The sequence below is a fragment of the Dietzia sp. B32 genome, assembly GCF_024732245.1.
Taxonomy (GTDB): Bacteria; Actinomycetota; Actinomycetes; order Mycobacteriales; family Mycobacteriaceae; genus Dietzia.
Genome location: NZ_CP093845.1, coordinates 3408087 through 3422554 on the forward strand (window position 1 = coordinate 3408087; position 14468 = coordinate 3422554).

The window sequence follows — 14468 nt, forward strand, 5'->3', positions numbered from 1 at the left end:
GCGGTGACGGAGGGGCTGGCAGCCACGGCGCCGGGATTATCGGAGCCGGGATCATCGACGCCGGGATCATCGCCGCGGTCGGCGGCACTGCCGTCGTCGGTAGTTACCTCCCGCATGTGAACCCCCTTCGGCGAGCCGGGCCGCCTGCTATCGCTCGTGTGTTCGATGGGAAAACACTAGCAACCGGATACGACAAACGGCCCTGAGCAGGGAAAACCTGCCACCGACGCCGATCGGTGGGAGGATGGGAGCGTGTTGGACACGGATACCGTCGTCTCGGTGAGTTGGTGGGCGGTCATCCCGCTGATCGCCGTCGGCTCGGTGCTCCACTTCGCCTACGACTGGAGCGGGCACAACCGGGTCGTGGCCGTGTTCGCCGCGGTCAACGAAAGCTACTGGGAGCACATCAAGATCGCCGCTTGGCCGACCATGGTGCTGTACGCGGCCCTCTTCGTGCTCGGGGGCGCCTCGCAGCCTTCCTTCGTGCCCGCAGCCACTGTCGCTCTCTATTCGATCCCGGTGACGATGATCGGGGTGGTCTTCGCCTACAAGGCGGTCGCAGGTCGCAATGTGCTGTGGGTGGACATCGCCGTGTTCGGCCTGTGCATCGCGCTCGCGCAGGCGATCTTCGTGAGTCTGCTCAACGGTCTGGAGGCGGACGTCCTCGTCGTCGTCCTCTCGGTCTTCTACCTGGTCGGCATCATCGCCGCCTACCTGGTCTTCACCCTGAGGCCCCCCGCCGAACCCGACGTCTTCATCGACCCCATCACCAACAGATACGGGGTCGAGGGGCACGCCGACTACGAGGCCGCGCCCGGGGACTGACGGGCAGGCGGAGCCCGTCGGACGCCTCGGGCCCCGTCTGCGGGAAGCAGACGGGGCCCTGGGGCGATCGAGGGCGTGGGTTCTACAGACCCATGTCCTTGGCGATGATCGACTTCATGACCTCGTTGGTACCGCCGTAGATGCGGTTCACGCGGTTGTCCGAGTAGAGCCGCGCGATCGGGTACTCGTTCATGAAACCGTAGCCGCCGTGCAGCTGGAGGCAGCGGTCGATGACCTCGCCCGCCACCTCGGTGCAGAACAGCTTGGCGGAGGCCGCCTCGGCGGCGGTCAGCTCGCCGTCGTCCAATGCCTCCAGGGCGCGGTCCGCGACGGCCTGGGCCGCGTCGACCTTGGCCTGGCAGGCGGCCAGCTCGAACTTGGTGTTCTGGAACGAGGAGACCTGCTTGCCGAACACGGTCCGCTGCTGGGTGTACTCCTTGGCGAAGCGCACGGCGGCCGCGGCCTGGGCGTACGCGCCGTAGGCGATGCCCCAGCGCTCGGACGGGAGGTTCTGCCCGAGGTAGTAGAAGCCGCGGTTCTCCTCGCCGAGGAGGTCCTCTACCGGCACCTTGACGTCGGTGAAGGACAGCTCCGCGGTGTCGGAGGTCTTGAGGCCGACCTTGTCGAGCTTGCGACCCACCGAGTAACCCTCGAGCTTGGTGTCGACCGCCAGCAGCGAGATGCCGAAGCGACGATCGTCCTCGCGCGGGGGAGCGGTGCGGCAGGCCACGATCACGCGGTCGGCGTGGACGCCACCCGTGATGAAGGTCTTGGCGCCGTTGAGGACGTAGTGCGTGCCGTCCTCGGAGAGCTTGGCTGTGCTCTTCATGCCGGCCAGGTCCGACCCGGTGCCGGGCTCGGTCATCGCGAGCGCCCACATCTCCTCGCCGGAGACGAACTTGGGCAGGTAACGCTGCTTCTGCTCGTCCGTGGCCAGCGCCTTGATGTACGGGAGCCCGAGCAGCACGTGGACACCCGAGCCGCCGAAGTTCACGCCGGCACGGGCGGTCTCCTCGGACTGGATGGCCTCGAACTTGTGGGAGTTGATCCCCGCGCCGCCGTACTCCTCGTCGACGTTGATGCCGAACAGGCCCAGGTCGGCCAGCTTGTAGTAGAACTCGCGCGGGACGATGCCTTCCTCGAACCACTCCTGGAAGTGAGGGGTCACCTCGGACTCGATGAAGTCGCGGAGGGTCTGGCGGAAGGCCTCGTGGTCTTCGTTGAACACAGTGCGGCGCAAGTGCGTGCCTTTCCGTTGGACGGTCGGCTCCGATGGATGGGCCACCGTGGAGGGGAGCGGAGCGTCAGATGGGTGTTTTCCTACTGGTGAGTAGCGTACAAGAATCCCGCATCTCCCACCCGTCCACCGACCGATCCGAGGGCGAGGAATCACCCCGTTGGCGGCGTGAACTCCAGACCGTCGTCGGCGATCAGCCTGATCGGCCCGGCCACCTCGCGACCGGAGACCCGACGGCCGCGCTGGGTCACTGCCACCACGCCCTCCTCACGGAGCTCGAAAGCGACCTCCCGCGCGGTGGACATGAGGTCGCGCCAGTGATCTCCACCGGCAACGCGGGCGGCGTCCGAGGGGCAGATCGAGCCCTCGCCACGCGAACGCAGGAGTGTCCTGATCGTCGCGGCCAGGCGGTCGCGTTTCCCGTCCTCGGTGGGCTCCCACCACGGGTCGCCGCGCTCGCCGAGTGCGACCTTGGCGTCGTGCACCATCACCCGCGCGGCGTTCCCCTCGGTCTTGACCAGCCGCCGGCCGGTCATGAGCGCGCTGACGAGCTCGGCGCGGAGCTTCTCCGGGATCGACGGGTCCGTGGCCCGCCATCGCCGGCCCCTGACCACGATGTAGCGTCCGTCCTCCGTGCGTTCCACGGTGCCGCCGGTGTCCTCGTCACGATCGGTCACGTCCACGATCCTGCCCCGCGCGCCCCCCGCTGCCCACCGGTCCGGAACGGCCGTGCCATGCGGAGGGCCGGTGTTAAGGTCACCGAAGGAACTGGAACGTGTTCCACCGTGACCGAGAGAAGACGAGGGCTGCCGTGACGGCGCAGGACAACACATTCGACGCGGAATTCGACGTGGTGGTCGTGGGGTCGGGGGTGGCCGCTCTCTTCGGCGCCGCGACCGCCGCTTCTCGCGGGCTGTCGACCTGCCTCATCGAGAAGACCGACCGCTTCGGCGGCACCTCCGCATACTCCGGCGGAGCAGTGTGGCTTCCCGGCAACCCGGTCCTGGCCCACGACGGGGTCGAGGACTCTGTCGAGCGTGGCCGCACCTACTTCCGCGCCGTGGTGGGCGATCGCACGGCCGCCGACGTCCAGGACGCGTTCCTCAACACCGGGCCGCGGGTCGTCGAGTTCCTCCGGGACGAGCTGGGCATCCCCACCCGGTTCCAGGCCTTCCCCGACTACTTCGACGCCCCCGGACGCCAGGAGCTGGGGCGCAGCATCTACCCCAAGCCCATCAAGGGCGAGGAGGTCGGAGCCCGGGCGGCCGACATCCGGCCGCCGGTGCCCGCCGACCAGTTCGGCGCGGATGAGGACACCACCAAGCTCGAGGGCGGGAGGGCCTGGGTGGCCCGGCTCGTGCTCTCACTGGATGCCATGGACACCGCCGAGACCCGGCTGAACACGGCCGCCGAGGAACTGGTCCGCGACGGCGACGGACGAGTCGTCGGGGTGGTCGTGCAGGGCGAGTCCGGCCGTCAGATCCTGGGCGCCCGCCGCGGTGTGCTGGTCGCCGCCGGCGGCTTCGAACGGTCGGCCGACCTGCGTCAGCGCTGGCAGAACATGCCCACCGCCGACTGGTCCTCGTCGCACCCCGCCACCGGATCAGGCGACGCGGTCCGCATGTTCGAGCAGGTCGGCGCCCGTCTGGATCTGCTCGACCAGTCCTGGTGGTGCCCGGCCACGCTGTTCCCCAACGGGCACGCCGCGTTCACCCTGGGCTTCCGCTCCGGGATCATCGTCGACGGCACCGGACGCCGTTTCGCCAACGAACTGCTGCCGTACGACCAGATGGGGCGGAAGATGCACGCCCGTATGGCCGACGGTGCCGGTGACGACTTCTGGTTGGTGTTCGACGACGCCGAGGCCGGCGGCTACCCGGCGATCTGCATCCCGGCCCCCGAGCCCGACGCGTTGCGGGAGGCAGGCCTGTGGCACACCGCGGGATCCGTCGAGGAGCTGGCCGGGGCCACCGGGCTCGATCCCGCGTCGCTGCGCGAGAGCATCGACCGCTTCAACGGCTTCGCCGAGCAGGGCCGCGACGCGGACTTCGCCCGTGGCGAGGATCCGTACGGGCGGTTCTTCCTCGGTGCCTCGACGCCCGAGCAGTGCCTGCGGCCGGTGGGCGGGGAGCGGTTCCACGCCGTCCGTCTCGTGCTGGGTGACCTCGGCACGAAGGGGGGCGCGGTGATCGACGCGAACGGCGCCGCTCTCGACGCCGACGGGAGCCCCATCCCCGGCCTCTACGCCGCGGGTAACTCGTCGGCGTCCGTGTCCGGGGAGGCCTACCCGGGACCGGGTGTGCCGCTCGGGTCCGGGATGACGATGGCGTACCGCGCGGTCGCCGACATGGCCGGACAGGCGTTGCCGATCGCTCCCTGAGCGACGCCGGGTCACCCGCCCGCCTGGCCACCGGCCCGCCCGGTCACCGGCTCGACCAGTCGAGGAAGTCGACGGCCGCGATGACCGGCGTGCCCCACTTGTGGGCCGCCCGCGCCTTGGACGACTGGCTCCCCGGCTCCGCGACGACCAGGGCGTCGCAGCGGCTCTTCGTCACCGAATCCACGGGCACGAGACCGTGACGGAGCGCCAGCGTCTCCATCTCCTCCCGTGACACGGGAGCCCCGTCGCGGCCCAGGGCGCTGCCGGAGAAACACACCCGGGTCCCGGGCTGCAGCACGTCCGCCGCGCCGGCCGCCGGCGGGGCCTCGAGTCCCCGGGTCAGATCCGCGCCCACCACCCCGGAGGCCAGCCGCAGTCGGTCGAGTACATCGGCGGTCATCGGAACGCGCTGTGCGGCGCGTCTGATCTGCTCGGCGACGAGCGCGCGCGCCCCGGCGAGGACATCGCGGTCCCCGGGGGTGACGACCACCTCGTCGTCGCCCCCGGGACCCGGGCGCCCCCCACGGCGCGGACGTCCCAACAAGGCAGCACCCACTTCGGCGCTCACACCCAGCAGCGCCGACAACTGGGGGAGCACCTCGGAGGTCGGGGGACGGACGTCGGTGTCCCGGCTGAGGAGGTAGCTCACCGCGGCCTCGGCGACGAGATCGGCATCGAAGGTACCGGCCGCCGTGTCGTCGAGGTGCACGCGGTCGTGGGCCTCGAGCGCGACCCAGGCCCGGGCGAGGGCGGAACCGGCGCGGCTCCGGGCCCGTTCGCCCGGGGTGAGGACCTCGGTCGGGATGTCCACCCCGAGGGGCATCGCCACCGCGCCGCCCAGCCGCGCGAACTCCGCTTCGAGGAGGCCGAGCGTGACGTCGAGGTCCACACCGACCGGGGTGTGACCGTCCACGAGCGGGGCGAGCACGGACCACGCCTCGAGGAGTGTGGGGGCGAGCAGGACGTCGGAGACGGTGATCCCGTACTCCGTCCGCGCCCGGGCCAGGTCGCGCTGCGGGTTGACCAGGGTGGTCACCGCGGTGCCGTCCGGGAAGGCGACCGCGAGCTCCACCGGCCGGGGCAGCGGCCGCGGCCCGTCCTCGCCCACGGTCACCACCGCGACGGCGCAGTACCGGCGGGTGGTGGGACCACCGAGTGGCGATCGGAGGAACCGGATGATCCGCCGGTCGGTCTTGAGGTCCGCCGGGAGCACCGGGCGCGTGAGCACGAGGCCCTCGAGAGATCGGCAACGGCTCAGCGCCACGTAGAGCTGGCCCGCCACGAACGTGCCACCGCCGAGGTCGACCACGACCCTGTCCAGCGTCTGACCCTGGCTCTTGTGGATGGTCACGGCCCAGGCGAGGGTGAACGGGAACTGGGTGAAGGACCCGACCACCTCGTGCCGCATCCCTCCGCCGGAGGTATCCGGACGGGTGACGTCCCAGGTGTGGAGCGCGACGTCGGCGACCTCGCCGCCGGTGAATCCGACGACGACGACGGGCCCGCGTTCGCCGCGGTCCCCCCGTCGCCCGAGGGTCACGTCGAGCACCCGTCCGATGGAACCGTTGACCCAGCGGTCGGCGGGGTCGTTGGTGAGCATCATGATCTGGGCGCCGATCTTGAAGCCCAGCACCTCCCGGGTGGGCAGTTCGAACCCCGTGAGGTCGCCACTGAGCGTCGCCTCCATCGCCAGTTCGGAACCGGGCAGGCGTTCGAGGCGCCGCTGGTTGTGGCTCGCGGCCCTGCGGTTGGTGGTGGTGAGCGTCAGCCAGAACTCGTCGTCCGGCGGCTCGAAGCCGGGGTCGGTACGCGAGTTGAGCCGCTCGCGCGCCGGGCCGACGAGTGCGCCCTCGCGGATCGAGTTGAGGATCGCGGTGAGTTCCGGATCGCCGGACTGCCGGAACACATGCGTGAGATCGACGGTGGGGAAGTGCTCGGGGTGGAAGCGCTCGGCGGAGAAGAAGTACGGCGTCGCGTACGTCGCCTCGAAGGAGGGATTCTCGGTCGCGGTGACGACGGGAGGCAGCTGGAAGAGGTCCCCGACGAGGACGAGTCGGACACCCCCGAACGGCAGCGTGGGGTCGGGGCCGAACCGCTCGAGGGCGATCGCGATCATGTCGAAGACGTCGGCGCGGAGCGTCGACACCTCGTCGAGGACGAGGGTGTGCGCACCGGAGAGGGCCTGCGCGAACCTCCCCGGACGGTAGGAGTTGCTCCGCACATGGTCCACCGTGTGGTCGGGGTGGAAGCCGAACAGCCGGTGGATGGTGTAGCCGCCGACGTTGAGGGCGGCGATCCCGGTGGGCGCCGCGACGAGGGCGGGCTGATCGGTCTCGGCGAGGAACCGGCGGATGAGGGTCGACTTCCCGGTGCCGGCCCTACCGGTCAGGAAGAGGTCGTGCCCCGAGTGCAGGAGGTCGAGGGCGCGGTCGAACTCTGCTGTGGGCACGAGTCCGCGTTCGGCGTGCACGCTCATGCGGTCCTCCTCATGTGCGCCTCTCGCAGGTCACGGCGGCCGGGGTGCCGACGACCGCGGGCCGGATCTCCAGGTGGAGATCCGGCCCGCGGTCGGGTGCTGCCGGTGAATCAGTGATCGTCGTGGCGACGGCCCCGGTTCTCCTCCTGCAGCGTGGTGAGCATGGAGTGCTCGCGGTGGTGCTTGTCGTGCTCGGCGTCCTCGAGCAGGCGGGCCTCCTCGATCGGGTCGGCCTTGAGCGCACCCCGCGGGGGACGGCCGGCCACGCCGAGCTGGTTCATCTTGGTCGGCACCTTGGAGCCGGCGTAGGCGAGCGGTACGGCGTGGCCGTGCTCGTCCATCGCGCCGAGCGGCTGGTGGACCTCGATGAACTCGCCCTGCGGCATCCGCATGATGATGCCGGTCTCGATACCGTGCTCCAGCACCTCGCGGTCCGCGCGCTGGAGACCCAGGCACAGGCGGTAGGTGAAGAAGTACACCAGCGGCGGCAGGATGATCAGACCGATGCGGCCAGCCCACGTCGTCGCGTTGAGCGAGATGGAGAAGTGATACGCGATGAGGTCGTTGGCGCCCATCAGCACGAGGATCACGTAGAACGTGATCGCCATCATTCCGGCAGCGGTGCGGACCGGCACGTCGCGCGGACGCTGCAGCAGGTTGTGATGACCCTTGTCGCCGGTGAGCTTCGACTCGATCGCCGGGTACGCGAACATCAGCGCCACCATTGCTCCGAGCATGACCGCCACCCAGGTGGTCGCGGTCACGGTGTACGGGCCGAGGTAGAGCTCCCAGGCCGGCATCACACGGGCGCCGCCCTCCGTCCACAGCATGTACCAGTCAGGCTGCGAGCCCGCCGAGATGTGTGACGGGTTGTAGGGCCCGAGGTTCCATATCGCGTTGATGGTGAACAGGCCGGAGAAGAGCATGAGCATGCCGATGGTGATGGCACCGAAGGCGATCGACTTGACGGCGAAGACCGGCAGGATCCGGACGCCGACGACGTTGTTCTCCGTGCGGCCGGGCCCGGGGAACTGCGTGTGCTTCTGGTACCAGACCAGCGCCAGGTGAGCGGCGATCAGCGCGAGGATGATCGCGGGGATGATCAGCACGTGCAGCACGTAGAAGCGGGGGATCATCAGCTCGCCGGGGAAGTCCCCGCCGAAGATCATCCAGTGCATCCAGGTGCCGATGACGGGCAGGCCGACGATGATGCTCGAGGTGATCCGGAGGCCGGTGCCCGAGAGGACGTCGTCCGGCAGGCCGTAACCGAGGAAGCCCTCGACGATGCCCAGGAGGAGCAGCACGCAGCCGATGACCCAGTTGGCCTCACGCGGACGACGGAACGCGCCGGTGAAGAAGATGCGGATCATGTGCACGACCATCGAGGCGACGAACAGCAGTGCCGCCCAGTGGTGGATCTGGCGCACGAAGAGACCGCCGCGGACCTCGAACGAGATGTTCAACGCCGTCTCGTAGGCACGGGAGATCTCGATGCCGTTGAGCGGGGCGTACGCACCCTGGTAGATCACCTTCGACATGGAGGGATCGAAGAACAGGGTGAGGTAGACACCCGAGATCAACAGGATGATGAAGCTGTACAGGGCGATCTCACCCAGGAGGAACGACCAGTGCGTCGGGAAGACCTTGTTGATCTGCCGGCGCAGGCCCTTGGACATGGTGTACCGCGAGTCCAGGCCGTCGCCCAGTGCCGCGAGTCTCGTGTTGTTGCTCATGAACGACGCTCCCAGTAGGCAGGTCCGACCGGCTCGATGAAGTCACCGTTGGCGACGAGGTAACCCTCGCTGTCGACGGCGATGGGCAGCTGCGGCAGCGCGCGGGCGGCGGGGCCGAAGATCGGCTTCGCGTACTCGAGCGCATCGAACTGCGACTGGTGGCACGGGCAGAGGAATCGATGGGTCTGCTGCTCGTACAGCGACGTGGGACACCCGAGGTGGGTGCAGATCTTCGAGTAGGCGTACAGGTCGCCGTAGTTGAAGTTCTCCTGGCCCTTGCGCTTGGTCACCCGTGCCGCGTCCTCGGGACGGAAGCGGATGAGCATGACCGAGTTGCGCGAGCCGTGGATCGAGTGCATGTGCTCCTCGAAGTTGCCCAGGGCGGTCGCGGGGAGCGGGAAGACGGACTCGAGACCACCGGCGGCGAGATCGTCCACACGGATGCGCTCGAGGCGGCCCTCACCGGCGGGCGGGTGCCCGTCGGGGTAGACCTTGCCGGTGTCGCGGCCGAGGTACACCTTCTCCGGCGGGAGCCCGTCGGGACGGTTGTCGGACGCCAGGGTCCACCCGGTGGTGTGCAGGGTGCCGTCGCCGGCGACCGTCATCTCGCCGCGCTTCCACGGGTTCTTGATCATGCCGCCGAGCGGCAGGATCGCCGAGAGTCCGATGAGTCCCACGCCCGCACCCAGGAAGCCGCCCATGACCTTGCGTCGGCCGAGGGTGGAGGTCTTCCACGAGTCGTTGAGCTCGGCGACGAACGTGCGCCGGTCGAGGTCGTCCGAGGCGCCGTCGTGGCGGGTCTGGACCGCGATCTCCTCGGGGACGAACTTCTTTGTGAACTGGACCGCGCCGAAGCCGAGGAACAGGATCGACAGGCCGATCGTGAGTCCGAGGAGCGGCGTGTAGGCCATGTACAGCCAGAAGCCGTCCTCACCCTCGCCGCGGTACTCCCACGGCCAGAAGATGTAGACGACGGCGAATGCGAGGCCGAACAGGGCCGACAGTGCGAACCAGATCGTGACGGTCAGGGCCGCCCGCTTCTCCGAGCGCGTGGTGACGCCCTCGGGCCAGCGGTTCTCGCGGTGCCGGACGTCGACCTCGTCGAGTTCGGTGCCCAGTCGCACCAGCTCGGCATCGCTCATCCGGTCCAGGTCCGCCGGGGACGGGTTCTTCGGGGTCTCACTCATGAACGGGATCCGATCCACAGGGTCGCACCGATGAGGGCGACGATGCCGACAAGCCACATGGCCACGCCTTCGGTCACGGGACCGAGGCCACCGAGGCCGTAGCCTCCGGGCGAGACCTTGCTGTCTGTGTCCTTGATGAAGGCGATGATGTCCTTCTTCTCGTCAGGCGTGAGCTGACGGTCCGAGAACTTGGGCATGTTCTGCGGGCCGGTGAGCATCGCCTGGTAGATCTCCTGCTCGTTGGCAGGGTCGAGAACCGGGGCGAACTTGCCCCCGGAGAGCGCGCCACCGCGGCCGGTGAAGTTGTGGCAGGACGCGCAGTTGAGCCGGAAGAGCTCCGAGCCGCGCGCGATCTCCTCCGCGCGGTTCTCGCCGGAGGCGCCGCGCAGCGACTCCTGGGCGATCGTGCCGTCCGCGTTGGTGATGATGCCGGGCCCGCCACCGTGCACGTCGACGTACGCGGCGAGTGCCATGATCTGGTGCTCGCTGTAGCGGGGCTTCTTGCGCTCCGCCTGGGCCTCGTTGTCCGCGGCCGGCATGCGACCGGAGTGGACCTGGAAGTAGGTCGACCCCGCGCCGACGCCCACGAGCGAGGGCCCGCGGTCCTCGACACCCTGCAGGTTCTGCCCGTGGCAGGTGATGCACGCGACGTCGTAGATCGACTTGCCCTCGGCGATCAGCGCCGCCTGGTCCTGCTGGGCCGTAGCCACCTGCGGCTCGGGCACGACTGCCGTGGCGATGGCTCCCGCGCCGAGGAGGCCGGCAGCGATGACGAGCGCGCCGGTCGCCTTGCGGCGCCGCTTGGTGGAGGCCGGACGCGCAGGGGTCGTCGCCGGGTCCGGCGACGGCGTGTCCGCAGCGGGTGGGTGAGGTGAGTTCATTGTGAGTTCCCTTTGGTGTTGGGACCTGCTGGACACAGCGTCCTGCGGCCAGCTGCTACTGGATGAAGTAGATGGTGACGAAGAGGCCGATCCAGACCACGTCGACGAAGTGCCAGTAGTACGACACCACGATGGCGGCAGTGGCCTGCGCCGGCGTGAACCGCGACATCGTCGTCCGCATGACGAGGACGACGAAGGCCAGGACACCCGCCGCGACGTGGAGGCCGTGGAAGCCGGTGGTGATGAAGAAGACGGATCCGTACACGCTGGAGGAGATGGTGGTGCCCTCGAGGACCAGCATCACGTACTCGTACGTCTGCCCGATGAGGAAGACCGTTCCCATCACCGCGGAGATGACGTACCAGCGGCGGAGGCCGAAGACGTCTCCCTGCTCGGCGGCGAACACGCCCATCTGGCAGGTGAACGACGACGCCACGAGGATGACGGTGATCGTCAGGGCGAACGGCACGTTGAGGTGCACCGGGTAGGAGGGCCAGTCACCTCCCGAGTTCGCCTTGGAGACGAAGTACATCGCGAACAGCCCCGCGAAGAACATCAGCTCCTGGGACAGCCAGACAATGGTGCCCACACTGACCATGTTCGGCCGATTCAGCGAATGAACACGCTGGGCCATGGCCGATCCTGAGTTATCTACTGCGCTCGTCACGTGGCCAAGTATGACCCCTCAGGAGGCACCGGTCTGCACGGACCCCCGAAATCGGCGTGTCCCCTCAGCATTTCCGCAGGTCGTTCTGAAAACCGCACGAACAGGGGCCGGAATCGGGCCCCTTTCAGGGGCTATCAGGGCCCTCTCAGGCGGCCCCGCCTAAGGTGCCCCACCAGTGTGTAAAGGGAGTCCGCGCGCGGGTCGGGGCGGACCAGTGGCACGATTGATCGCGTGCGGGCGGCGCCCCCGGGGTGCGCTCGCTTCCATGACACCAGAGGAGGTCGGGACACGTGGGCAGTTCGGCAGCGTTCGACGGGGGCCGGTCGTGGCCCGGGGTCCTCGGCACCCTCACCGCGGGCGAGGATCTCGATCCGGTCCACGCCGGGTGGGCGATGTCCCGGATCATGGAGGGTGTGGCCACCGATGCGCAGATCGCCGCGTTCGGCGTCGCGTTGAAGATGAAGGGCGTCACCGGGCCCGAGCTCGACGCACTCGCCTCCACGATGCTCGACTATTCGCGTCGGGTGCCCACCGACCGCGCTTGCGTCGACATCGTGGGTACCGGAGGTGATCGGCAGGGCACCGTCAACATCTCGACCATGTCCTCCCTCGTCGTCAGTGCCTGCGGCGTGCCGGTGGTCAAGCACGGCAACCGGGCCGCGTCGTCGAAGAGTGGCGGGGCCGATGTGCTGGAGGCCCTCGGTGTGGCGATCGACCTCGGTCCCGAGGAGGTCGGACGGTGCCTCGACGAGGTCGGCGTGGCCTTCTGCTTCGCGCCCGTGTTCCATCCGGCGCTGCGTTTCGCCGCGACCCCGCGGCGTGAGATCGGGATCCCCACCGTCTTCAACATCCTCGGTCCGCTGACGAACCCCGCCGCGCCCGCGGCGAACCTCATCGGATGCGCCTTCGAGAGCCTGATGACGGTCATGGCCGAGGTGTTCGCACTGCGTGGGAAGTCGGCGCTCGTCGTTCGGGGGTCGGACGGCCTCGACGAGATCACCATGACAGGCCCCACCCGGGTGCTGCGGGTGGCCGACGGGCAGGTGGACGAGGACCGGATCGAACCCGCGGACTTCGGTATGGACACCTGCTCGATCGAGGAGCTGCGCGGTGGCGACGGTACCCACAACGCAGGGGTCGCGCGCGATCTCCTGGCGGGCGTGCGGGGCCCGGTCCGCGATGCCGTTCTGCTCAACTCCGCGGCCGCGTTGGTGGCCTTCGACGGTCTCGGGCGTGGTGACGACCTCGTGCCCGCCATGCGGGCTGCGGTGGTCCGGGCGTCGGCGGCGATCGACGACGGCGAGGCGGCGCGACTGCTCGAGAGATGGGCCGGTTTCAGCGCGAGCTGACGAGTCCCGTCCCGCGGTGCTGGGCGGCGGCGTTCTCCGCCCGATCCGCCCAGCCGGTCAGGGTGTGTGCCCCGTCCAGAGGGAACGCCCAGCACCCCTCGACCGAGACGATGCGGGTCCGGGCGGAGTCTATCCACCGGTGGACGTTCCGTATCTGGGCAGCGGTGGCCCCGGCGAACGGCCCCGGTCCGGGCTGGACGGTGGTCGCGGCGGCGCACAGGCCCCGGATGACCGGCATCGGCGCCGCACCGGTCGGTACGATCCCGGACCCGGCGAGGCGACCGTGACGCACCACCGCGACGGCCCATGTCCGACGCGGCGCCGGCTGGACGAGCACGAGTTCTGGCAGGGCGGCCGTCGCGGCGAGTTCCTGCCCCCGGGAGAGCACGCGGACGAGAGTGGCGGTCCTGTCCCTGAGCCGGGCCGCGCGTTCGAACGCTCCCTCGGCGGCGAGGACCTCAACCCGGTCGACGAGGGCACGGAGCGGACCGGAGTCCCGTCCCGCCGCCAGCGCCGCCCAGCGATCGGGCCCCGGGACCGTGCCGAACACGGTGAGGAGGTCCTCCCATGCGGCCCGGGCGTCCTCGGCTCGTCGGAAAGGCCCGACGGCAGCGGGATCGTCCGGTGACCTGACGACCTTCGGTCGGGTGGCGCGGCCGGTGGGCGGGGTGAGCCACCAGCCGCGGCGAGGACGGCGCGACCGCGTGTTGAACGGTGGTTGCAGGGAGTCGATGAGCTGCTCCTCGACGGTCCAGGCCTCGAGGAGGTGGGCGCACGCGACCGAGTCGACGGAGGCGGCCAGTCCGACCATGGTCCGCATCCGTCCACGTGAGTCCCCGCCGGAGAAGTAGGAACGGGCCCGTCTGCGGACCGCTCCGGATGAGCCGACGTACAAGGCGCCACCGGATTCGTCCCGGAACACATAGACCCCCGCTCCGTCGGTCAGTGACTCGGTCATGGCGGACCGCCGCCTGACCTCGGGGGAGAGGCGGCCGTCGTAGGCGCGCAGATCCGAGAGCGTCGAGACCCCGCAGTCGCCCACCCGCGAGATCAGTGCGTGGAGTACGTCCACCGTGGCACGGGCGTCCTGCAGGGCGCGGTGGTTGGGTTCGACCGTCGCCCCCAGGTGTGCGGCGAGAACCCCCAGCCGGTGGCCCCGCGTCTCCCCGCGGTCCAACACCCGCCTCGCGAGGGCCAGGGTGCACAGCGACGGGGGATCAGGCCACGGGTGTCCGGTCGTCATGGCTGCGGCCCGCAGGAATCCGAGGTCGAACCTGGCGTTGTGCGCCACCAGGACGGCACCGCGGGAGAACTCGAGGAAGGTCGACATCACCTCGCCGAGAGCGGGCGCGCCGACGAGATCCCCCGGGGCGATCCCGGTGAGTCTGCTGATGTGGCCGGGCAGGGTCCCGTCGATCGAGACGAACGTCGACAGCTCCGCCTGCACCTCACCGCCGCGGACGCGCACCGCACCGATCTCGGTGATCTCGTCGCTCCCGGGCCGGGTACCCGTCGTCTCCAGGTCCACCACGACGAAGGTGACGTCGGAGAGCAGTGGCTCGAGCTCGTCGAAGGCGGCCTGCACCCCGGACGGGACGAGGGAGGGGGATCGGGACATGCCGGAGACGGTAGCCCTGCGGTCCGACATCACCCTCGCGCGGCTGTCCGTGTCGTACCCGGTTCCTAGTGTTCGCCGCGGAACGACCGCACGGGCCCGGATCGCGGCCCGATAA

At 69.5% G+C, this 14468-nt stretch carries 11 protein-coding genes; 3 read left to right on the plus strand and 8 right to left on the minus strand.

All coding sequences use genetic code 11. The annotated features are described in order from the left end of the window. The first annotated feature begins 252 nt into the window (after window positions 1–252). Window positions 253–825, plus strand: a complete 573-nt coding sequence (locus L8M95_RS16075; RefSeq protein WP_260487083.1) for a DUF6512 family protein — start codon at window positions 253–255, stop codon at window positions 823–825. 82 nt (window positions 826–907) lie between these two features. Here L8M95_RS16075 and L8M95_RS16080 read toward each other — a convergent pair whose 3' ends face one another. Next, window positions 908–2065: an acyl-CoA dehydrogenase family protein gene (locus L8M95_RS16080; protein ID WP_260487084.1), complete on the minus strand. Its 1158-nt coding sequence runs from the start codon at window positions 2063–2065 to the stop codon at window positions 908–910. 149 nt (window positions 2066–2214) lie between these two features. Then, window positions 2215–2739: a DUF3253 domain-containing protein gene (locus tag L8M95_RS16085; protein ID WP_260487085.1), complete on the minus strand. Its 525-nt coding sequence runs from the start codon at window positions 2737–2739 to the stop codon at window positions 2215–2217. A 134-nt stretch (window positions 2740–2873) separates the two neighbouring features. Between L8M95_RS16085 and L8M95_RS16090 the strand changes: the two genes are divergently transcribed. After that, window positions 2874–4442 (plus strand): FAD-binding protein, encoded by a 1569-nt coding sequence (locus tag L8M95_RS16090; RefSeq protein WP_260487086.1) that lies wholly within the window; start codon window positions 2874–2876, stop codon window positions 4440–4442. Between the two features lie 43 nt (window positions 4443–4485). Here the strand turns inward: L8M95_RS16090 and L8M95_RS16095 are convergent, their stop codons facing one another. The 5 genes from L8M95_RS16095 to L8M95_RS16115 all read right to left on the minus strand — a co-directional run bounded on the left by L8M95_RS16095 (window position 4486) and on the right by L8M95_RS16115 (window position 11386). Then, window positions 4486–6918, minus strand: coding sequence for an AAA family ATPase (locus L8M95_RS16095; protein WP_260487087.1), 2433 nt, complete (start codon window positions 6916–6918; stop codon window positions 4486–4488). A 110-nt stretch (window positions 6919–7028) separates the two neighbouring features. Then, complete coding sequence (locus L8M95_RS16100; protein WP_260487088.1) at window positions 7029–8651, minus strand: cytochrome bc complex cytochrome b subunit; 1623 nt, start codon at window positions 8649–8651, stop codon at window positions 7029–7031. After that, window positions 8648–9838, minus strand: coding sequence for a ubiquinol-cytochrome c reductase iron-sulfur subunit (locus tag L8M95_RS16105; protein WP_260487089.1), 1191 nt, complete (start codon window positions 9836–9838; stop codon window positions 8648–8650). Before L8M95_RS16105 ends, L8M95_RS16100 begins: the two co-directional genes overlap by 4 nt. Next, window positions 9835–10719, minus strand: a complete 885-nt coding sequence (locus tag L8M95_RS16110) for a c-type cytochrome (protein WP_260487090.1) — start codon at window positions 10717–10719, stop codon at window positions 9835–9837. The genes L8M95_RS16105 and L8M95_RS16110 overlap by 4 nt, the downstream gene beginning before the upstream one ends. Window positions 10720–10774: 55 nt before the next feature. Continuing rightward, complete coding sequence (locus L8M95_RS16115; RefSeq protein WP_120285797.1) at window positions 10775–11386, minus strand: heme-copper oxidase subunit III; 612 nt, start codon at window positions 11384–11386, stop codon at window positions 10775–10777. 290 nt (window positions 11387–11676) lie between these two features. Between L8M95_RS16115 and trpD the strand changes: the two genes are divergently transcribed. Beyond that, complete coding sequence (trpD, locus tag L8M95_RS16120; protein WP_260487091.1) at window positions 11677–12735, plus strand: anthranilate phosphoribosyltransferase; 1059 nt, start codon at window positions 11677–11679, stop codon at window positions 12733–12735. Here trpD and L8M95_RS16125 read toward each other — a convergent pair. Further along, a complete protein-coding gene (locus tag L8M95_RS16125) occupies window positions 12722–14353 on the minus strand; it encodes a DEDD exonuclease domain-containing protein (protein ID WP_260487092.1) in 1632 nt (543 codons plus the stop codon). The genes trpD and L8M95_RS16125 overlap by 14 nt on opposite strands. Window positions 14354–14468 lie beyond the last annotated feature (115 nt).